Source organism: Glutamicibacter sp. NPDC087831 (assembly GCF_044742845.1).
In the GTDB taxonomy this organism is placed as follows: Bacteria; Actinomycetota; Actinomycetes; order Actinomycetales; family Micrococcaceae; genus Glutamicibacter.
On the sequence record NZ_JBIUVH010000002.1, the window covers coordinates 821,121 to 840,547 of the forward strand.

General features: G+C 57.7%; 15 protein-coding genes, 1 pseudogene and 1 riboswitch. Of the genes and pseudogenes, 7 read left to right on the forward strand and 9 right to left on the reverse strand.

The window, feature by feature from the left end; translation table 11 throughout:
* Nucleotides 1-36 precede the first annotated feature (36 nt).
* From ACIOJF_RS10295 to ACIOJF_RS10310, 4 genes are read right to left on the reverse strand one after another with little or no spacing between them, the layout of a single operon-like run.
* Entirely contained in the window at nt 37-1,146 is a 1,110-nt protein-coding gene (locus ACIOJF_RS10295) for a YhcG family protein (protein WP_402696912.1), read from the reverse strand.
* A gap of 34 nt (nt 1,147-1,180) precedes the next feature.
* Nucleotides 1,181-2,437 (reverse strand): restriction endonuclease subunit S, encoded by a 1,257-nt coding sequence (locus ACIOJF_RS10300; RefSeq protein WP_402696914.1) that lies wholly within the window; start codon nt 2,435-2,437, stop codon nt 1,181-1,183.
* Nucleotides 2,430-4,007 (reverse strand): type I restriction-modification system subunit M, encoded by a 1,578-nt coding sequence (locus ACIOJF_RS10305; RefSeq protein ID WP_402696963.1) that lies wholly within the window; start codon nt 4,005-4,007, stop codon nt 2,430-2,432. The genes ACIOJF_RS10300 and ACIOJF_RS10305 overlap by 8 nt, the downstream gene beginning before the upstream one ends.
* Before the next feature lie 31 nt (nt 4,008-4,038).
* Nucleotides 4,039-6,081: a hypothetical protein gene (locus ACIOJF_RS10310; protein ID WP_402696916.1), complete on the reverse strand. Its 2,043-nt coding sequence runs from the start codon at nt 6,079-6,081 to the stop codon at nt 4,039-4,041.
* 223 nt (nt 6,082-6,304) lie between these two features.
* Between ACIOJF_RS10310 and ACIOJF_RS10315 the strand changes: the two genes are divergently transcribed.
* Genes ACIOJF_RS10315 through ACIOJF_RS10325 form a run of 3 tightly spaced genes read left to right on the forward strand, consistent with a single transcriptional unit; the run spans nt 6,305 to nt 8,287 of the window.
* Nucleotides 6,305-6,808, forward strand: coding sequence for a hypothetical protein (locus ACIOJF_RS10315; RefSeq protein ID WP_402696917.1), 504 nt, complete (start codon nt 6,305-6,307; stop codon nt 6,806-6,808).
* A 2-nt stretch (nt 6,809-6,810) separates the two neighbouring features.
* Nucleotides 6,811-7,446 (forward strand): hypothetical protein, encoded by a 636-nt coding sequence (locus ACIOJF_RS10320; RefSeq protein ID WP_402741615.1) that lies wholly within the window; start codon nt 6,811-6,813, stop codon nt 7,444-7,446.
* 52 nt (nt 7,447-7,498) lie between these two features.
* A complete protein-coding gene (locus tag ACIOJF_RS10325) occupies nt 7,499-8,287 on the forward strand; it encodes a TM2 domain-containing protein (protein ID WP_402696919.1) in 789 nt (262 codons plus the stop codon).
* A gap of 164 nt (nt 8,288-8,451) precedes the next feature.
* Here ACIOJF_RS10325 and ACIOJF_RS10330 read toward each other — a convergent pair whose 3' ends face one another.
* Nucleotides 8,452-9,051 carry a hypothetical protein gene (locus tag ACIOJF_RS10330; RefSeq protein WP_286172200.1) on the reverse strand — a complete coding sequence of 200 codons (600 nt, stop codon included), beginning with the start codon at nt 9,049-9,051 and terminating at the stop codon, nt 8,452-8,454.
* Between the two features lie 237 nt (nt 9,052-9,288).
* Between ACIOJF_RS10330 and ACIOJF_RS10335 the strand changes: the two genes are divergently transcribed.
* Both ACIOJF_RS10335 and ACIOJF_RS10340 read left to right on the forward strand, forming a co-directional pair.
* Nucleotides 9,289-10,059 carry an SDR family oxidoreductase gene (locus ACIOJF_RS10335; protein ID WP_133834035.1) on the forward strand — a complete coding sequence of 257 codons (771 nt, stop codon included), beginning with the start codon at nt 9,289-9,291 and terminating at the stop codon, nt 10,057-10,059.
* Nucleotides 10,049-11,104 (forward strand): L-idonate 5-dehydrogenase, encoded by a 1,056-nt coding sequence (locus ACIOJF_RS10340; protein WP_133834034.1) that lies wholly within the window; start codon nt 10,049-10,051, stop codon nt 11,102-11,104. The genes ACIOJF_RS10335 and ACIOJF_RS10340 overlap by 11 nt, the downstream gene beginning before the upstream one ends.
* A 76-nt stretch (nt 11,105-11,180) precedes the next feature.
* Here ACIOJF_RS10340 and ACIOJF_RS10345 read toward each other — a convergent pair whose 3' ends face one another.
* Complete coding sequence (locus tag ACIOJF_RS10345; RefSeq protein ID WP_133834033.1) at nt 11,181-11,732, reverse strand: OsmC family protein; 552 nt, start codon at nt 11,730-11,732, stop codon at nt 11,181-11,183.
* Nucleotides 11,733-11,763: 31 nt separating this feature from the next.
* Nucleotides 11,764-11,885, reverse strand: a riboswitch (SAM riboswitch).
* 140 nt (nt 11,886-12,025) lie between these two features.
* Between ACIOJF_RS10345 and ACIOJF_RS10350 the strand changes: the two genes are divergently transcribed.
* Nucleotides 12,026-15,241, forward strand: coding sequence for a DEAD/DEAH box helicase (locus ACIOJF_RS10350; protein ID WP_133834032.1), 3,216 nt, complete (start codon nt 12,026-12,028; stop codon nt 15,239-15,241).
* Nucleotides 15,242-15,303: 62 nt separating this feature from the next.
* Here ACIOJF_RS10350 and ACIOJF_RS10355 read toward each other — a convergent pair whose 3' ends face one another.
* Nucleotides 15,304-15,747: a MarR family winged helix-turn-helix transcriptional regulator gene (locus ACIOJF_RS10355; RefSeq protein WP_166650777.1), complete on the reverse strand. Its 444-nt coding sequence runs from the start codon at nt 15,745-15,747 to the stop codon at nt 15,304-15,306.
* Between the two features lie 423 nt (nt 15,748-16,170).
* On the opposite strand from ACIOJF_RS10355, the gene ACIOJF_RS10360 reads away from it, so the two are divergent.
* On the forward strand, nt 16,171-16,968 hold the full coding sequence (locus ACIOJF_RS10360) for a dioxygenase (RefSeq protein WP_133834030.1): 798 nt from the start codon (nt 16,171-16,173) through the stop codon (nt 16,966-16,968).
* An 87-nt stretch (nt 16,969-17,055) separates the two neighbouring features.
* Here the strand turns inward: ACIOJF_RS10360 and ACIOJF_RS10365 are convergent.
* Nucleotides 17,056-18,279, reverse strand: a pseudogene (locus ACIOJF_RS10365) (S8 family serine peptidase); the annotation flags it as partial.
* A 45-nt stretch (nt 18,280-18,324) separates the two neighbouring features.
* A complete protein-coding gene (locus ACIOJF_RS10370; protein WP_402741616.1) occupies nt 18,325-19,017 on the reverse strand; it encodes a hypothetical protein in 693 nt (230 codons plus the stop codon).
* Between the last annotated feature and the right edge of the window lie 410 nt (nt 19,018-19,427).

Here is a 19,427-nt window from a genome sequence, read left to right on the forward strand (position 1 = left end):
GAGCGAAGATTCATCGGGTTGCAAGCCTTGTGGTTTTCATCCGGGATGGTCCGTGTTGGCGATATCGGTGGCGGCGAGTTCCGCTTCCAATTCATCGACACTCGGCAAGCTTCGAGAGACATCATCTGGAAGTGAATCCTTGATCTCGGTAGCCCATTCGGCAACGCCAATAGGCGACTTGAAACCACGCAACGCATACTCGGCAACCACGGAGTTCTTGGTCTTGCACAGCAAAAGGCCGACGGTAGGTTCATCACCTGGCTGTGCCAGCAGGTCATCTACAGCACTCATGTACATTCCCAACTGGCCGAGGTGGCCGGGCTCGAACTTGCCCACCTTCAACTCAACCACCACGAATCGGCGGAGGATGAAGTTGTAGAAGACTAGATCCGGGAAGAACTCATCTCCAGCTACATCCAACCGCAATTGCCGTCCGACAAACGCGAATCCCCGTCCAAGTTCCAGCAGGAAACGCTCGACGTGCTGCAACAGTTGGCCTTCAAGCTCTCGTTCATTATGGGATTCTGTCAGCTCCAGGAAATCGAAGACGTAAGGATCCTTCGTGGCTTCCTGGACTACAGATGAAGTCGATGAGGGCAGCACTGTATTGAAGTTGGAAGTTGCCTGCCCACTGCGTTCATGCATGCGTGTCTCGATCTGGCGTACCAGATGGTTGCGTGACCAGCCTTCGGCAAGCGCTGCTTGGGCGTACCATATGCGCGTGGATTCTTCGTTGAGCTTCTCCAACAGGGCGATGTGGTGATACCAAGGCAATTGTGCAAGCGGCGCTTGCACAATTGCCTCAGCTGTCCAAACACCGGCCAAGGTTCGCATATACTTCAGATTTCTCTGTGAGAAGCCCTTGACGTCTGGATACCGATCTCGCAGATCGGCAGAGAGCCGGTCAATGACTTTGGTTCCCCAACCCTGCTGAGATTGGCGATCGAGGATGTCGCGACCGATATGCCAATAGGTAATGATCAATTCTTGGTTGGCGGCCAGGGCGGCTTTACGTTGTCCCTGGGAAATGCGGTCACTGATCGAACTAAGTAGCAACGGGTACCACTCGGGAAGGCCAGCGGCAGACGGCGTACTTGCGAAAAGTACAACGTCGTCCGAAGCTGAAGTGTTGTCCTGCGAATTCATACCACTTGCCTTTCCGTCGTGCAACTAAGTCAAACTAGAATTTCTCCGGTACGCGAGAAGCATTAACGGCCGGTTGCACCACGGACTCACCGAGTGCTTCGGCCTCCTTGACGCGCAGCTTGCCCGACATTAGCTGGGGGAGCAACGCGTCGCGAGTAGCTGCTAGGGTCTGGTTCTCGGCCATAAGGCCAATGACGTAATCCCGAATGGCTGAGACCCTTGTACTGAAGGATTCTGCGGCTTCGTGACCTGGCCAAGGAACATTAATGCTGGAGAGATCCTTCCAACTTGTGCGGGGCATTCGTGTGCCCTCGCTGGCAGACGTGACAGCCTGTACGACACCATCATGGGCAAGTGATGCCAAAGCAAAGCCCGATAGTGCTTCATCCATGGGCGTAAGTACTAGAACATCCGTCGAACAAATCCCTGCTTTAGGCGCCGTGACAATCTTGTGGAAGTAGGGTCGGAGTTTTCCGAATAGAATATCTCCTGCCTTGAAATGGCTCTTGTTGCTACTCACTTCATCGGATGAACCGTGTTCCCCGAGCCACATCAATCGTCTTGGAATGTGTTCAAGGCCTACATATGGAACCTTTGCTTCAAGCATTTCGGGGTTCGCAGTGTTTCGGCGATTTATGACTATTTCCGAGAGGGCTCGATGCTCGCTACTTAGGGTCGTTAGCAAGTCGTATTCGGCCCGAATCCATTCATCGGCAATGTTTGCGAGTTTGACGTTGACAGCAATTTTGTCGTCGAGCGCGCCGAGGACTTCGGCGATGGCCTTTTGTTCACGCATTTCGATAATCGGAACCTTGTGTGTCGACGCAAAATTCGTGTACTGAAAGCGAGCAACACCCGTGTGCTGTACTTGATATTGCTCAATTGCTCCAGACTGGTAAAGAGATTGTAAATACCAGTAGATATATCGAGGGTCCGCCAGTCGACGGTCAACTCGCATATATCGGGCGAAACTGGCGCAAGTAACTGGTAGAGAGAATCCGGAAAGAACACGATCGGTAACTAACATTGTGCGCCCAGTTGGCCGCCCAGGTGACCCGCCGGCTGTTTCGATTAGAATGTCATCAATTTGGAGAGTTCGTCGCTCCACAGTCTTTGCCGACAAGTAACGGATGGGGACATTCCCCGTATTTCCTAGAGCGACGTTTCCGAAGTCTGTGGCCCGAATGACACTGTATGGAACGTACCCATCTTCGCGTTCAGATTTTCCCCAATCACCGTCTTTGGTAGCGATCAGTAAATCTTTTAGCAACACTCGTGTCGTTTCAGGCACTTTGAACGCTCCTCAACTGCTCGCGCACAACAGTCGCCAACCTCTCAGATTCCTCGAACTGCTCAAACAGTTCCTTCTTAAGTCGCGCGATCTTCTCTGCAATCGGCTCTCCATCGTCTTCGACTTCGGCCGCCCCAACATATCGACCTGGCGTTAGTGCATAATCGGCATCTCTGATTTCAGCCAAAGTGGCCGAGTAGCAGAAGCCTGCCTCGTCTGCGTATTCCTTGCCATCAGCGGATGCGCTTCCGCGCCATGCATGGAAAGTGTCAGCGATCCTCGCGATATCCTCGTCGCTCAAAGCTCGTTCGGCGCGGTCCACCATGTAGCCCAGGTTACGTGCGTCGATGAAGAGCGCTTGGCCGGTGCGATCCACGGAACCTTGAACTCCAGCAGTCTTATCTTTTGCGAAGAACCACGTGCATACCGGGATGGCAGTGGAGCGGAAAAGCTGTGTCGGCAGCGCGACCATGCAGGAAACTAGATCCGCCTCAATCAGCTGGGCGCGGATATCGCCTTCCCCGCCGGAGTGCGAGGACATGGAACCGTTAGCCATGACCACGCCGGCAGTGCCGCCTGGCGCCAGCTTGGAAATGATGTGCTGGATCCACGCGTAGTTGGCGTTGTTCGCCGGTGGGACACCGTAGCGCCAGCGCGGATCTGACTCATTGCGCGCCCAATCCTTGATATTGAACGGAGGGTTGGCCATGATGTGGTCGGCTTGCAGCTCTGGGTGCATATCGCGGGCAAAGGTGTCCTGCCAGCGTGAGCCGAGATTGGCATTCAGGCCGTGGATGGCCAGGTTCATCTTGGCCATGCGCCAAGTGCGTTCGTTCAGTTCCTGTCCATAGACGGAAATCGCGGTGCGATCTTCACTGTGGGCATCAAGGAACTTCTCGGTCTGCACGAACATGCCACCGGAACCGCAAGCCGGGTCGTAGACACGTCCGCTGGTCGGCTCCAGGACCTCCACCAAGACGCGAACCACGCCGGCAGGCGTGTAGAACTCTCCGCCGCGCTTGCCCTCGGCACGAGCGAACTTCTCCAGGAAGTATTCATAGACTTCACCGAGCAAGTCGCGCGCACGTGTCGAACCTTGGCCGGTGAAGCGGGTGGTGTTCAGCAGATCCAACAATTCACCGAGACGGCGCTGATCCACGGACTCGCGGTTGAAGACGCGTGGCAGAGTGCCAGTGAGAGGTGGGTTGGAAGCCATGATTGCATCCATGGCAGCATCGATCAGCTCGCCGATATTCTTGGGGGCTTCACCGCCGATTGCGTCAAGCCCCTTGGCATTTTGGGTCAGGTATTCCCAGCGTGCATTTGCTGGAACCCAAAAGACTCCTTGACCGATGTACTCATCCACATCGTCAAGTAGTTGAGCTACTTGTTCTTCGTTCATACCGTCAGCCGTAAGTTCAGCTGTCACTTGTTCACGACGTTCAGTGAAAGCATCAGAAACATACTTGAGGAAGACCAGGCCAAGGATGACGTCCTTGTACTGCGAGGCATCCATGGAACCACGAAGCTTATCTGCGGCTTTCCACAGAGTATCTTTGAGTTCCTTCATCGTGCTCGGGGCAGCCTCGGCCGCCACCTTCTTAGTTCGTGCCACTAGGGACGTCCTTCCTTAAATGTTCTGGAACAAGTATCTCAAGTCCACCGGACAATAATGCGCTGGTTATCCGGCTGGACATGGCATTCAAAAGCTCAATGCGGCTGGCGATATGCTGGCGTTCCTCATCAATCAAACGAAGCGCGCGACGCATCGCCTCATAAGATTTCGGAGGGACCTTCCGAACCGCCCACTGCCGCCAATTCGCTGATTCGGCATTGGTGATGTCTTGGGCGAGCACTTCTGGATGGAGCCCGGAATCCGTGGGTGAACTGATTCTCAGAACCCTCGCAGGGAAATTCACTGCCTTTGAGCCTTCGACATCAACTGTGGCGGTCGGACCGCCTGAAGAATTGAAGATGATGTCGCCAGGCTCAGTAATCACTGCTCGGCCATAAGCTTGCGCAAGGTCGAAGTATGAAATTGAGCTGGAGGGCTGTCCAGACCGAATATCCTCAGAACTCCAAACTTGTATTCCGTGCTGGACCTTGTGGTGCAATGAATTTTTGTTGAATCGGGTTCCTGACAGGACTTGAAGATGTCCTTGGGAAACCAGCTCGCCCAGCGTGCTGAAACCGGACGTTTCGACGGGTTGCGCTTCTGAATCGCGCAACTGCAGCTCCCAGTCCAATTGAGGGCGAGCGACGCTGGACTCATTCAGCGCAGTCAGCAGTTTTTCGAATTCGACCTGGTGTTCGGCCAGAGATGCTGCGCCTGAATGCGGATCCAGGCGTTTAACTAGATTCCGGGGTATCAGCCCTTGCGAACTGGCGATGATCCTGCTTGTTCGTCCCCACCGGGCGAACCTGAAAGAGTGTGCTCGAAGTCCGTGCAGTTCCATGAGGCTTGCTGCCAGATCCGCGACAAAGTCATCCGCGACGCTGTCTCTCAATGGCAAGTCGCTGAGATCAGCAAGCATGATGCGACGCTCAGCCAATGGAACATCCGAAGTATCCGGACCGATGACCCACAATCCAAGAGCAGTCCGGGGCTTGAAAAGGAAGTGGCCTTGCGGCAGTAAAGCAACAGCGCGGACTCGTCCCATGCGCAAAATCGAAGCCCGCACGTTAGCGGCTTCCTTATGCTCCGTGGCATTGACCAAGGCGTTTGCCGGGGCAATGACGATGGCGCTGTGGCTGGGACCGAGTTCGAGAACCAGATCATCAATGGCTTGCAAGATCGCCAGCGGGTCATCGTCCTGCATCTCCGGAGAGGGGAACTGGGCCAGATGGATGATCGGCTTGATCCCATTTGATGGTGATGCGGCAATGAAAGACTCATTCGTGGCCAGCAGCATTTTCAGCCGGCGTACGGTCAGCCGGGAAGCATCGCGCTCTTCGGCGACAGTTGGAAGCTGGATCTGCAAAGAAGTCGATTCTTCAACTAGTTGCATCAGCGCATAGATAAGGTCGCTGCCTCCCGGGGTCGCCTCATGGAAAACGGAGTCCGGGCCCGCCAGCTCCAGCGCACACTTGGCGACAAGCCGTCGGGAAGATTCTGAAAGGGCAGTGCGGCTTATCGCGATTTCATTGGCTCGGAAACGATCATTGAACAGTGATTCGAATGCAGGCAGCGCTCCGTACGACGCGTCAATCAGCTTGTCGACGTACCCGGCGATGGAGGCTAATTTGTCCTGCGCTGATTCTATTTCCGAATAGAGGCACTCGTCATCCGGGTCTAGCTCATCTGCAGCGTCTAGAAGTTCGCTCGGCGAAAATTGTGCCAACGGCTGGCTCAAGAATTGCTGCAGGGCCAGAAGCGAAGTGACCAGAGGAAAGTTTTCCCGCGCCAATGTCGAGTAGGCCGCCGAGTCTTCCTTGAGCTCAGGGTTGTTTCCGCGGCCGGTAGCTTGTAGCCACTGGACAATTTCTTCGGACGCGAATAGTTCCTGGGCGCCGATCCTCCGTTTCGATTCCGGAAAGGGCAGTTCAGTGCCCCGGCTCCTTTTGCGCCAGACGGTAACGACAGGGCGCTGGACATGAGCAAGGCGTGCGATGTCAGGCAGGGAGATCAGTTCTTGCGTGTTCATCACTGCCTCCCTTCATGCCCGATCGAATGATAACTCTGACCCTACAAGAAGAACTCTCAGTTTCCTATGGTAGTTACTGATAACCCTCATTATCAGTAATTTGCTACTTCATTTTCGATAGGTCATTCAATCTGGTTTCACGACGGAATCCTGCCGCGTCGCCCCATCAGGCACTCCAGGCAAGAACGTCGAAGTCATCGAATACTCGCCCCAGGAGGACACCGTGGAACCACAGATGCAGGGACCTATGGTCCCGCCTGAACTGCTCAGGCAACGCCCGAAGAAATCTTGGCTCATACCGGCCAGCGCTGGCCTGGCCATCGGAACTGTTTTGGGATTGGCGATCGGGTTCTCCGCCGCAGGCGGTTCAAGCGGTTCCCGTAACGCATTGTCCGATGCGCAAAACGGCAGTGCATTGAACCAAGACGTCATCGACCAAGCCGTTGAAACCTGCGGCATCGACCCTGAAGGGTACAACCTCCTGGACGGTGGGGCAGCCATCGAGCTGGATACCGAAGGCGAAGACTACTTGGACAGCGGCACCTCCAACCTCATTGCCTACTACTGCATGCTCAATGAGCTGGGCGTACCGGAAGTCACCCAGCAGAAGATGGACCGCACCCGGGCTCTGGACGGAACCCAGAGCGACACCTGGGATTCGCTGCAGGCCAGCTGGTCCTACCACCCGGACACCGGCGTCAACGTGCTCATCGAAGGAGCGAAATAGCCATGAGCGATAATCAATCATCATCGGCAGTCCCGGCCGAGACTGTGGACAAGCCAGAGAGCAAGAAGAAACGCTGGGGGCTGGTTCTTTCCTCGATCCTCGGCGTCGGAGCCTTAGTTGGCGGCGTGTTCTGGGGAATGAACCTCGTCGACCCGAAGGAATCCGAAGAGTATTTGGCCCTGTCCGAGTCGCATTCAGCGGTCGCAGCGGAACGGGATTCGCTCCAATCCGACTTCGACGAGCTTGAAGCCGGGATCGCCGGCAGGGAAGAAGCCGTGGAGGAACGCGGCGCCGCCCTGGATGAACAGGCCGCCAATCTGGATACGCGTGACCAGGAGCTCCAGGATGCAAAAGACAAGGTCGTTGCCCGCGAAAAGGCGGTCGGAAAGATTGAGGCCGAACAACTGGAAAATTCCGTCGAGGACGGCGTATGGACGGTCGGCAGCGACATCAAGGCCGGCACCTATCGCGCCAAGGAAGCTGTGGGCAGCGACTGCTATTGGGCAGTGGTCAAAACGGGAACCAATGGCAGCGACATCATCGACAACGGCATCCCTGGCGGAGGGCGTCCCGCCGTCACGGTCAAAAGGGGCCAGGACTTCGAATCGAAACGCTGTGGCACCTGGGTGAAGCAGTAGAAGCCCGTACACCAAACATCAGTGATCATCACCTACTCTTTTAGGAGCCATCATGAGCTATACCAATGCACAACCTTCGCCAATGGGGCAGTATCCCGCACCTTACCTTCCGCCGAAGTCTTTCATGACGACCTGGTTGCTCTCCCTGCTGCTAGGTGGACTGGGCGTTGACCGTTTCTATCTGGGCAAGGTGGGCACCGGCCTGCTGAAGCTGCTGACTTTCGGCGGTTTCGGAATTTGGTCCCTTATCGATCTCATCATCATCCTTTCCGGTGGCATGACCGATAAGTTCCGTCGCCCGTTGGAGGGGTATGCGCAGCACAAGAAGCTGGCATGGATCATCAGCATCGTTCTGATCGCCATCGGCGCAGTGATTGGAATCAGCACCGGGGTCTCTGCCGGAAAGGCTGTGGATCAAGCGGTCACCAACACACCATCTGTCGTTAAAGAACCAACCATCGAGGCTTCGGCGACTGCTGCAGCAACTGAGCAGGCTGCTGTTGAAGAAGAACCCGTGGCAGAGGAACCTGCGGAGGCCACGTGGCAGGAGGTCGTTACCCTCGATGGAAAGACCGACAAGGCCAGCAAGGTGTTCGAGCTCACCGGGGCTGAAGCCCGGATGACCTATTCCTTCAAGGGGGGCGAAGACATGTCCCTTGGCGCGATCTACATTCTCACCGAGGGGACGGATCTGATGAAGGACGGCGGGCTTCCCGAAGCCATGATTGACGGTCCGGTTAGCGAAGAAACGGCTCTGCACAAGACCGCGGGCAAGTACTTCCTGGATGTGAACGCTGCAAACTTCGACGGCTGGACCGTCACCATCGAAGAAAAGCGCTAACAGAGATTCCGAGGCGGATCATTTGGGAGAAACTCCTCGGAAATGTGCTCCGGTGGGAACTCTTATGGGGAAGAGGACCCACCGGGGTTTGGACAAAGGTAGTCGCCCACGCAAGTCTTGGACTTACGTGGGCGACTATCCGTTCGTAGCATCGATTCTTGAAGTTATCGTTGGTTGCCCAAAGCGAACAAGGCTTGGTCGATTTCTCTGGCCGTCCACGTTTGGTCATGTTCATCAAGGAGCTGAATGAGAACTTCCACTTCTTGCATGTACCGGCGGTACCGGCCGCGACTGTTTGCCAACTGAATGCCGAGGAGCGTCAAACCATGGTGCGCACGGCGATCGTAAATGGCCATTCGTTTCGGTGCTGCGGCGACGATGACCGCTGAAGCTAGTGCGTCACCGGTGGTGAACCCGGGCAATGCTCCTAGAGCGCTTCGTGATTTCTCGGCGGCTTCCGGAACACTGAGCAGCTCGTCATTCGCGTACTTGAGTACGTTTTCAGTGGCCTCACGTACCTCTAGGTCCGGGGTGTTCATGAGCTTCTTTGCCCACTTGGTGTCGGCTCTGAGCCGTTTCCATAGAAGCAAAGAACCAATGTCAGCTTTCCCGAGGGAGCCGGTCTTGGCAAATCGTTCCGTCACCTCTTCAAGAACCTCGTCGTAGTGTTCTGAAGTGTCGCTCGTGTAGTCTTCGTGCGCTCGGGAAAGCTGAATCCAAAGAGGGATTTCGCTACCCTCAGTCAACGTCGTCGATGAGTCCATGATCCTATCCTGACATCAATATTTGAAGACGTGTAAGTCCCGATGTTCAGGGCATCCGAGATGTTCTGACGCTTGCTGAAACTGAAGCTCTTAAATCCTACTTTTAGCTGTCTTGGGCATCATAAGTCTGATATGTTTTAGGGAAGCGACGGGGCTGATTTTTCGGATTTAACAGCTGGTTCATACCGCTGATGAGTTCCCGTCGATGTACCATCGACACTTCATGCGAGGGAATTCATGAGCCAACTTTTTGACCTGTCCGGACGGCTGGCCCTGGTCACCGGATCCTCCCGCGGCATTGGCCGCGAACTTGCCCGTGCCCTGGCCGAAGCCGGAGCCACCATCATCCTGCACGGCCGCGATGCGCAACGCTTGGCCGAAACTGCCGCCGAATTCGGCACCCGCTATGGCGCCGAGAGGATCCACAGCGTCTGCTTCGATGTCACCGATGATGCCGCCGTGCGCGAGAACATCGCCGCCATTGAAAAGAACATCGGCCCCATCCGCATTTTGGTGAACAACGCGGGCATCCAACACCGCGTGCCCATGCTGGAACTGGAAGTCGCCGACTGGCAGCGCGTGATCGATACCAACCTCACCAGCGCCTTCCTGGTGGGCCGAGAAGTCGCACGTGGCATGGTGGAACGCGGCGAAGGCAAGATCATCAACATCTGCTCGGTGCAAACCGATCTGGCCCGTCCCACTATCTCCGCCTACACCGCAGCCAAGGGCGGACTGCGCAACCTCACCCGCGCCATGACCGCGGAATGGGCCTGTTCGGGACTGCAAATCAACGGCATCGCACCGGGCTACATCCACACCGAAATGACGCAGAATCTGGTGGATGACGAGAAATTCAACTCCTGGATTCTTGGCCGCACCCCGGCGGCCCGTTGGGGTACCGTCGAAGACCTGGCCGGACCAGCAGTCTGGTTGGCCTCGGACGGATCGAACTACGTGAACGGTCAGACCATTTTCATCGACGGAGGCATGAGCGTTGTCGTCTAATTCCCTCGCCACCAGCACGTTGGCCGTCGTGGCCCATGCAGCCGGTGATTTGCGTATTGAACAAATCGAGCTGGCAGCGCCGGGAGCAGATGAAGCACGCGTTGCCATCGCTTACGGCGGTATCTGCGGATCAGACTTGCATTACTGGAGCCACGGCGCCGCCGGGGAATCGATCCTCAAGGCTCCAATGGTTCTCGGGCATGAAATCGTCGGCACCATCATCCAGGCCGCCGCTGACGGCAGCGGGCCGGCAGCCGGAACCAAAGTCGCCGTGCACCCGGCAACACCAGGTGAGACGGGGGAACCCTACCCGGCCGACCGCCCGAATCTCTCCCCGGGGTGCACCTACCTGGGCTCGGCCGCCCGCTACCCGCACACCGAGGGCGCATTCGCCCGCGAAATGAACCTGCCATCACGCATGCTGCGTGAGCTGCCTGCTGGCTTAGCACTGCGCGATGCGGCACTGGCAGAACCGGCTGCGGTTGCTTGGCATGCGGTGTCGCGCGTCGGCGAAGTCGCCGGCAAGAAGGCGCTGGTTATTGGTGCTGGCCCGATCGGAGCTCTCGCTGTAGCAGTGCTTAAACGAGCCGGGGCCAGCGAAATTATCGCGGTAGACATGCACGCCAAGCCGCTGGAGATTGCCAAGCAGCTCGGTGCCACCTCCACCCTGCGCGCCGATGGCCAGGAAGCAATCGCCCAGGTGGGCGCGGACGTGGTCATCGAGGCCAGCGGCACCTACCGCGGATTGGCCTCCGCGGTGCGCGGTGCCGTGCGCGGCGGTCGAGTGGTCATGGTCGGGTTGCTGCCCTCAGGAGAACAACCCGCACTCATTTCGCTGGCTATTACCCGCGAGCTGGAACTGGTTGGTTCCTTCCGCTTCAACGACGAAATCGACCATGTGCTTGCTGCCCTGGCCGACGGTTCACTGCAGGTTTCCGAGGCGGTAACCCACGAGTTCCCGGTCGCCGATGCGCTTGAAGCCTTCGAAACGGCCAAGGATTCGGCTCGCTCCGGCAAAGTCCTGCTGAACTTCCTGGGGCAATAGTTGGCTTCAGCTAGAAGTGCACCGCGGCGGCCCCTGAAGTCGGGGGCCGCCGCGGTGCTTTTTAGTTCAGCGAACTCTAGTTGGTCTCTGCGATGCTTACCGCGGTTGTCACGGGCACCGGATTGGCGAAGAGGTCCAGCACCGGGCAGTGTGCATCCACTGCGCGGCGCAGTTCTTCATAGCGTTCAGCTGATTCCGGTCCGGCAATCCGGATGTCCAGATCCACCGACGAGAAGCCGGGGCGGATGGTCTGGTCGATGCCGAAGAGTCCGCGGACATCGAGGTGGCCATTGGCCTGGATCTTCACGTCGTCCACCTGGATGCCGAGGTTCTGCGCGTACAAGCGGTAGACCACAACCTGGCAGGAGATGAGCGCTCCGAGCGCGTATTCCACGGGGCTTGCGGCCAGGTCGCTGCCGCCCAGGGCAGCTGGCTCGTCGACCTGGAAGGTGTGCTTGCCGGAGACAATGTTGCTGGCTACCGAATCGAAGCCTTCGCCCTCGACGGTGAAAGTCAATTGGGCACTTTGCGGGGCAGCCGAAATTCGTTCGCCCCAGCCCTTGCCTGCTTCCTGCAGGCGCTGTGCGCGGTCTTCGGATACGGTTGGGGCAGATGCTGCATTAGTCATGGGGAATTGATCCCCTTTCTGGCGCAAGGGGCGCCATCGCTTACGCATCTTGGCGTTCAAGATGCGTCGAATCTTCACCTGGGGCACCCCGCACAATGACGCAGGAGGGTTGCCGTCCACTCAGCCAGGGCTCAAAGAGTGGAACTCGTGATTCAGTGATTAATTTCTATCGGTTGCAGGGCCCGCGGGTAAAGGGCAGAAGTAACTTTTCGTCACCGGGCATCTTGCTTTCCGGCTCGCTAAGATGGAATCTAGCTCTCGGGCGCCCACTGCACGAACAATGAACGGCGAGTATGGAATTCCAGCTGACACTTTCTGCGGCCCAGACCTTGGTGACCGAATCCGAATACAACCTGGGCCAATTCCTGTGTGATTCCGGAAAAGTGCAGATCGCCAACCGGGTAATGCGCCCGGGATCTACCCGCATCTCCGGTGTGGTGCTGCGCGAATCGGTGATGGCCCAATTGGAAATCACCGCGGGCAATATCAGCTTCACCAGCTTCTGCGGCAAGCATCCGGGGGTTCAGTCCTGTGAAGACGTCGCCGCCTTGCTCATTGAGGTCACCACCGAAGAAGACCAGGGCTTCTTCGTCTCCGACTCCGGGGTGGATCCCCACGCATGGAAACGCAATAGCAAGCCGCAGTGGGAACGCACCCTTGACCGTCTGCTTCCAGTCATTTCCGATGAGCCGCTGGTTGCCGAAGAACCGCTGGGATTGATCCTGAAAGTGGTCAGCGAACCGCGTTATGGCGGCGAGGACGCGCTGACCTTGCAGGCACGCCCGGCCCGCCAGGGCACCAAGAGCCCCTGGATCCAAACCGGGATCAGCTGGCGCAATGTCGCTTTTGATACGCGGTTCTCCAAGAAGCAGCGTCGTGCGGTCGTTGAACTGGACCGGTTGCGTGAACACGTTGAACAAGATACTTATCGCCATTCGTGGGATCCCAAGGAGTGGATCTCCTTGATGGATCTTCCAGGCCAGGACCTGCTGGATGCGTTCGAAGCCCTGCGTGAAGCTGGAGTGCAGATCGTCAACGGCGGTTCTACGGCCAAGGCCCCGGTGGAGTTCAGCGAGCAACCAGCCATGGCACACGTGGATGTGCGTCGCGGTGAACATGGCCTGAGCATGGAAGGGAAGCTGCGCGGGCCGAGCGAAGAGCACGTCTACCTCTTGCCCATAGGCACGCCGCCGACCTTGTTGGCTTACGCGTCCAGCCCCTTGCCGAAGGCCAGGGAAATCGGTTTGGCCCGGTTCGCTGAACCGGTCACGAAGGAACTGGCCACATTTATTGAATCCGGTGCGCAATCCATCCCGCAGGAAGGCGTTGAGCTTTTCGAGCGCCAGCACCTGGACCGATTGCGCCTGATGGCACCGTTGAAGAGCGAGGATGACAGCTACAGCATCCCTGTTCCAGCACGCCCCAGCCTCAAGCTGTCCCTGGAGAGCATCCGAACTCCGCTGACCGTGAGCTATTCCTGGGAGTACGCCTCCGCGGGCCCCCGCCAGTATGCCGTGGAAAAGGAAATTGCTGCTTCGGTGCAGGACAAGCTCGGCGCGCAGGCTTCCTTGGGGCAACTGACCTCTTCAGGAATCTTCCCGCCGAAGGAATTCAGCACCTCCGAATCCATCGATTTCTTGGTCTACGCATTGCCGCTCTTGGCAGAGCATCCCGATGTGGTCGTTGAAGAGCAGAACAGGCTGCCGAAGTACCGGATCAGCCACGCGCCGGCCGCTGTCAGTGTCGAAGCCGGCGAAAGCACGGGGGACTGGTTCGACTTGTCTGTGGAAGTGCTCCTGGACGAGACCAAGGTCCCGTTCCCACTGCTGCTGGAGGCCTTGACCAAGCAAGATGAGTATCTCGTCCTCGATGACCTTACGGTGATCCCGATTGATGGTGCAGATTTCACGCAGCTGCGCCAGCTGATATCAGAGGCCGGGGAGCTGGGCACGGTGCAGGGCGATACGATCCGCATCCATAAGTTGAGCATCGACTGGTGGCAAGAACTGGTGGATCTGGGCATTATCGAAGCCCAGCACAACCAGTGGCTGCAGACCATGAAGGCGCTGCAAAGCGGTGAAGAAATGCAGCCGGTCCAGCTAGCGGAAACGTTCAACGCTGAACTGCGCCCGTATCAGGGCCACGGCCTATCCTGGCTCAACTTCTTGCGTACCCATGATCTCGGCGGCGTCCTTGCCGACGATATGGGTCTGGGCAAGACCGTCCAGCTGCTGGCTTGCCTTGAACAAGCGCGCGTCGAGGATCCTGCCCAGAAATTCCTGGTGCTGGCTCCTACCTCGGTGGTGGGCAACTGGATCAATGAGGCGCAGCGATTTGCGCCGCAGATGAGAGTCACCGGCATCACTTCAACAGCTAGAATGAGCGGCCAAAGCATGGCGTCGCAGATCGGTGACGCCCAATTGGTAGTTACCAGCTACACGATCTTCCGCCTGGCCTATGAGGATTTTGAAGCCGCCGGATTCAACGTCATGATCATGGACGAGGCCCAGCAACTGAAGAACCATGCCTCCAAAGGCTACAAGCAGGCCCGGCAGCTGCCAGTGCCGTGCAAATTCGTGGTCACTGGCACACCCATGGAAAACAACCTGATGGAACTGTGGGCGTTGGTCTCACTGGCTGCACCAGGCCTGCTGGGCGGTGCGAAGTCCTTCAAGGACAACTACCAGAAACCCATTGCCGACGGAGACCAGGAGCGCCTGGAGCGCCTGAAGAGCCGACTGCGTCCGTTCGTGCTGCGCCGTACCAAGGAACAGGTCGTTCCAGAGTTGCCGGCGAAGACCGAGCAGGTGCTGGAAGTCGAACTGGAGCCGGGGCACCGCAAAGCCTATGACCGCCGCTTCCAGCGCGTGCGGCAAGAAGTCCTGGGCCTGGTTGACGACGTTGATTCGAATCGTTTCCAGATTCTCCAATCGCTGACCTTGCTGCGCCAGCTGGCCTTGGATCCGTCCCTGGTAGGCGAGGGCGATGCCCCGAGCGCGAAGCTTGAAATGCTGCGCGAACTCATGGGGGACGCGGTTTCTGAAGGGCATAAGATTCTGGTCTTCAGCCAATTCACCAGTTTCTTGGCCAAGGCACGCGACGTCGCTGAAGAGCTGGGCATTGAGCACGGATACCTTGATGGGTCCACCACTGGCCCAAAGCGCAAGGAACTGATTGACGGTTTCAGCGAGGGAGATTTCCCGGTCTTCTTCATCTCGCTGAAGTCCGGCGGCTTCGGCATTAACCTCACTTCCGCCGACTACTGCATCTTGCTGGACCCATGGTGGAACCCGCAGGCCGAAGCCCAGGCTATTGACCGGGCCCACCGCATTGGGCAAACTCGTCCGGTCTATGTGTACCGCTTGGTGGCAAAGGACACCATCGAATCCAAGGTGCTCGCGCTGCAGGCCAAGAAGACGCAGCTGTTCAATGATGTCCTGGGAGAGACTGCCCAAGCCGCGCAGAGTGCGGCGTTAAGCGCCGATGATTTCCTGGCGCTGATGGAGTGAGCCTAAAAAGCTGAAGCCTTGGAAACCAGAAGGTCTCCAAGGCTTCAGCTGAAGATCGGGAACTAGAGAATCTGTTCAAAGCTGTCGTTGAGGCGGTGCAGGAGATCTCCAAAATTCTTCAGTTCGGAGGCTTCCCATTCCTTGAGCTGGCGGCGCAGTTCCTCACGCAGCGTGTTACCGCTGGAGCGCCATTTTTCCTTGGCGATTTCTGTTGCCGAGACCAGCTGGGCCCGGCCATCGGAAGGATCCTGGGTGCGGGTGACAAGTTCCAGAGACTCGAGGTGCTGCACGAGGCGGGAAATAGTCGCCTTGTCCAGACGCAGTTTTTCTGCGAGTGCTCCCTGTTGCTGGGCTTCATCACGGATGACCACTGCAAGCAAGCGGTACCCCGGATCCTGCAGGTCCGGGTGGATGATCTTGGCGCGACGGATCAGCATCTGGCGGGCGCGCAATAAGATGGCGGTGAATTCTTCTTCGACCGTCTGCATCAGTTCTTCTTCTTGCATACAAACCATTCTAAAGATTAATGGTCAATAAGTCTGATATTGGAAACCGCAGCCGTTCGAAGCCGAAGTGTTGAACGTACTGCGAATCCCCAGCTGAGCGTAATTAATGGCTTGGAAAAGACTGGCCAGGCAACGCCTGATGCCTGCAAAGCCGTACAGTTCCACTTCTCCGGCGCAGCTTAGGAACGACTTGCCAATTGCATTCGTGATTAGAGAAGCAATAGATTTCCGCCGCCGCTCAGAAGCAGAGCAAGAAAGCCATGGCCTCCGTTGCCGCTGGCGTTGGACCCAACGTGGTGCGGCGAATCTGTCCGCACTGTCCACGGGCCTCTTGGAGAGCATTGAGGGTCTTGCATGAATTAGATATCGGGATTCATGAAAATAAAGCTTGACGCTTCAACTAATGGTTGGTAGTTTTTAATCATGAATCAGCTATCCGATACCCCTCCCGTCTTGTTCCTTAGCCATGGCGCACCGCCACTGGCCGACGACCAGCGCTGGACCCAGGAGCTGGCTAGCTGGTCCGGCACTTTCGAGAAGCCGAAAGATATTCTGATGATCTCCGCGCACTGGGAAAATGCGCCGGTGACGCTGAGTGCTACCCAGCAGAAGAACGAATTGGTCTACGACTTCTGGGGCTTCGACCAGAAGTACTACGACGTTCGCTACGACGCGCCAATGGCGCCCGGGCTGGCCAATGAAGTCGAACGGCTGACCTCGGCCTATGGCCATCACGTGGAGCGCGACGAGACGCGTGGACTGGACCATGGCGCCTACGTGCCGCTGAAGGAAATGTTCCCGGATGCGGATGTACCGGTGGTGCAGATGTCCATGCCAACACTGGATCCTGCAGGACTCTTTGATCTGGGCAAGAGCTTGGCACCCTTGCGCGAGCGGGGAACCTTGATCGTTGGCTCCGGATTCACCACCCACAACTTGCGCTGGTTCAACCCAGCCGGCGGGCCGGATTCGGCGCCGCCATCGGCCTCCAGCGAGTTCGACCACTGGGCCGAGGAGGCAATGGCCCGCGGGGATGTGGACTCCATCCTCGACTTCCTGCACAAGGCCCCGGCGGCCCGCGAAGCGCACCCGCGCTCGGAGCATTGGGCTCCGCTGTACGTTGCGCTGGGTGCGGCATACGCCTCGGGTGGAATTGATGCCAAGACGGCAATTGACGGTTTCTGGTACGGCCTGTCCAAGCGCTCCTGGACCTTGAGCTAGGCGATATCCCTATCTTTCCCGCAGCAAGCGCGGCACCGATTGGTGCCGCGCTTGCGCAGGTAATAGTGGACTTTTCTGGTCGATCCTCTAGCTGGCGGCTACCGATGCATCATCAATGCGGAACAAGGTAGCCTGCGAGCTGTCTTCCACGCCCTTGAAACGCAAAGTAACGGTCTTACCGCGGAAGTTGTTCAGGTCAACGGCCTGCAGTTCGTAGGACGAGCCGGCATCCAAGTTCGACCAGGTGCCCATGTTGTAGGTTCCGTAGCCGTCCAGAACCTGTACGGTCAGCTTGTCGTACTGGCTATAGGCAGTAGTTTCATTGGTCAGCACATGCAGGTAGAACTCCAGCTGCGCATTGGTGGCATCTGCCGGGATGGCGACCTTCTGGTCCAGGGTGTAGGTGTTGGAATTGCCCCAACCATTGAGCCCAGCTAATCCGCTGCCGGAGCGGGCTGCCGAGCCGGACTCGAAGGTGTCGGCGCGGTTGGCGGTCCAGTAATCCGCCCCGTTCTCGAAACCTGCATTTTTCAGCAGGTTGCCGCTTGGCTCCGGATCCGGAGTTGGCTCCGGGGTTGGTGTTGGGTTGCTGCCGTCCAGGGCATTCATGATCTTGGCGGCATCCACCAGTCCGGCGCCGCAACCGATGCTGCAACCGCCTGGCATCGCGCGGGTGCCCTGCTTCAACGCAGTTTCCACGGAGGCGGGGGACATCCCAGGGTCTGCCGACTTCATCAGTGCGACCATGCCCGCTACGTGCGGGGTGGCCATGGAAGTGCCCTGGTAGAAGGCATAGCCCTGGCTGGATGGAGTAGTGGTGCCGGTATTGATGGTGGACAGCACGCCTTGGCCGGCGTAGCGGGTGTCGCCACCAGGTGCGGTGACGTCAACGGCCGAGCCGTAGTTCGTGTAGTACGACGGAGCGCCCGAAGGGTTGCTTGCCGCTACGGTAATGACGTTTTCGCAGTTGGCCGGGCGGGAATTCGAAGCGTTCTGGCTTTCGTTGCCGGCGGCAACTACCACCGAGGTGCCGCGCGAAACCGCGGCGTTGATGGCCGCCTGGTAGGTAGTTCCGCAAGCGCCGCCACCGCCCAGGGACATGTTGATGGTGTCTGCCGGGGTTGGGTTATTGGCAATTCCCGGGACCGAACCGCCCGAAGCCCAAATGATGGCATCGGCGATATCGGACAGGCTGCCGCCGCACTTGGCCAGGACGCGGACCGGCTGGATCTTGGCATCCGGGGCAACTCCGGCCACGCCGCTGGAGTTGTTGGTGACTGCGGCTACGGTGCCGGCCACGTGGGTGCCGTGCCAAGAGGAATTGCCCGAGTAGCTGCCGCCGCATTCGCCGGCGGCCTACCAGTCGCCCTCATCCTGGGGGTTCGCGTCGCGGCCGTTGCCGTCGCGGGCCGAGGTAGAGCTGGAGACGAAGTCGTAGCCGGAAACGATGTTGGCGTTCAGGTCCGAGTGCGAGGTGATGCCGGTATCCAGGACAGCGACGATGCTGCCCTCGCCGGTGGCGATGTCCCAGGCCGAAGGCAAGCGCATCCCGTTGGTGCCGCTGTAGTGCCACTGCTCGCCGTACCGGGTGTCGTTAGGCGTCATGGAAATCTTCATAATGGCATCGGGTTCCACCGATTCCACGAGACCAGACTGCGCAATATCGGCCATGAACTCCTTGGCGCCTTTGCCCTTGAGTTTCTTGTCGGCCTTCACCACGAAGCTGCCGGTGGCCATGGCTCGCATTTCCTTGACGGTAACGCCTGCTGCCTTGGCTGCTTTGCCCCAGGCCTTGGCGCGGGAGGACTTGCCCGTCTGCGTGGCTGAAGCCTTGTAGGTGACGATGAACTGGTCGTAGGCCTCGCCTGATTGAACCGAACCGATCTTGACCTTGTCTTCGCCATTTGCCTTGGGGAGGGACTTTTCAGCGGGAGCCGATACGGGGGAGGCGGTAGCTGGCAAGGCGCCAGCGCCGAAGCCGCTCATGCCGATCACTACGGCCGCGGAGACGGCCAGGGTTCTCCGAAGAGGGGTAGAAAAACGTGCCATTGATGTTCTCCTTGTAGGGTTTTTGGGCGCACAAAGGTCGGTGATCAATCGATGTGGTGTGTGCCGGTAGGAGCGTAACTGCTCGGCAACTCCTAAAGGAAGTACTTCTCAAATAAATCTTTTATATTCGCTCATGTACTAAAAAGGTGTTTCACATATTTCTGTGGAACTATCCCGGCGGACTCGCAGATTCGAAAAATGAATGATGGTTATCTGCATGTTTGGGGAGTTCGAAATTTTCAGATCCGCACTGACCATGGAAAACACATAATTATTTGCATAGCGAACGCTATCTTTCCAAAGTTGTTTCACGCTAGAAGTACATTCCGGGATCCAGCTCTCCTGGCGTCGAAGCCTTGGTCCAAGCGTGCTAGGTATCTTGGCTAATTCATTGAATAAATGGCGTCCCT

What these genes read in the sequence shown, in the direction of transcription:
- ACIOJF_RS10345 (WP_133834033.1), bottom strand. Translation starts at nt 11,732, where the DNA reads ATGACTAATGCAGCATCTGCCCCAACCGTATCCGAAGACCGCGCACAG.
- ACIOJF_RS10370 (WP_402741616.1), bottom strand. Translation starts at nt 19,017, where the DNA reads ATGGCACGTTTTTCTACCCCTCTTCGGAGAACCCTGGCCGTCTCCGCG.
- ACIOJF_RS10355 (WP_166650777.1), bottom strand. Translation starts at nt 15,747, where the DNA reads ATGCAAGAAGAAGAACTGATGCAGACGGTCGAAGAAGAATTCACCGCC.
- ACIOJF_RS10305 (WP_402696963.1), bottom strand. Translation starts at nt 4,007, where the DNA reads ATGAAGGAACTCAAAGATACTCTGTGGAAAGCCGCAGATAAGCTTCGT.
- ACIOJF_RS10330 (WP_286172200.1), bottom strand. Translation starts at nt 9,051, where the DNA reads ATGGACTCATCGACGACGTTGACTGAGGGTAGCGAAATCCCTCTTTGG.
- ACIOJF_RS10295 (WP_402696912.1), bottom strand. Translation starts at nt 1,146, where the DNA reads ATGAATTCGCAGGACAACACTTCAGCTTCGGACGACGTTGTACTTTTC.
- ACIOJF_RS10335 (WP_133834035.1), top strand. Translation starts at nt 9,289, where the DNA reads ATGAGCCAACTTTTTGACCTGTCCGGACGGCTGGCCCTGGTCACCGGA.
- ACIOJF_RS10325 (WP_402696919.1), top strand. Translation starts at nt 7,499, where the DNA reads ATGAGCTATACCAATGCACAACCTTCGCCAATGGGGCAGTATCCCGCA.
- ACIOJF_RS10350 (WP_133834032.1), top strand. Translation starts at nt 12,026, where the DNA reads ATGGAATTCCAGCTGACACTTTCTGCGGCCCAGACCTTGGTGACCGAA.
- ACIOJF_RS10310 (WP_402696916.1), bottom strand. Translation starts at nt 6,081, where the DNA reads ATGAACACGCAAGAACTGATCTCCCTGCCTGACATCGCACGCCTTGCT.
- ACIOJF_RS10320 (WP_402741615.1), top strand. Translation starts at nt 6,811, where the DNA reads ATGAGCGATAATCAATCATCATCGGCAGTCCCGGCCGAGACTGTGGAC.
- ACIOJF_RS10360 (WP_133834030.1), top strand. Translation starts at nt 16,171, where the DNA reads ATGAATCAGCTATCCGATACCCCTCCCGTCTTGTTCCTTAGCCATGGC.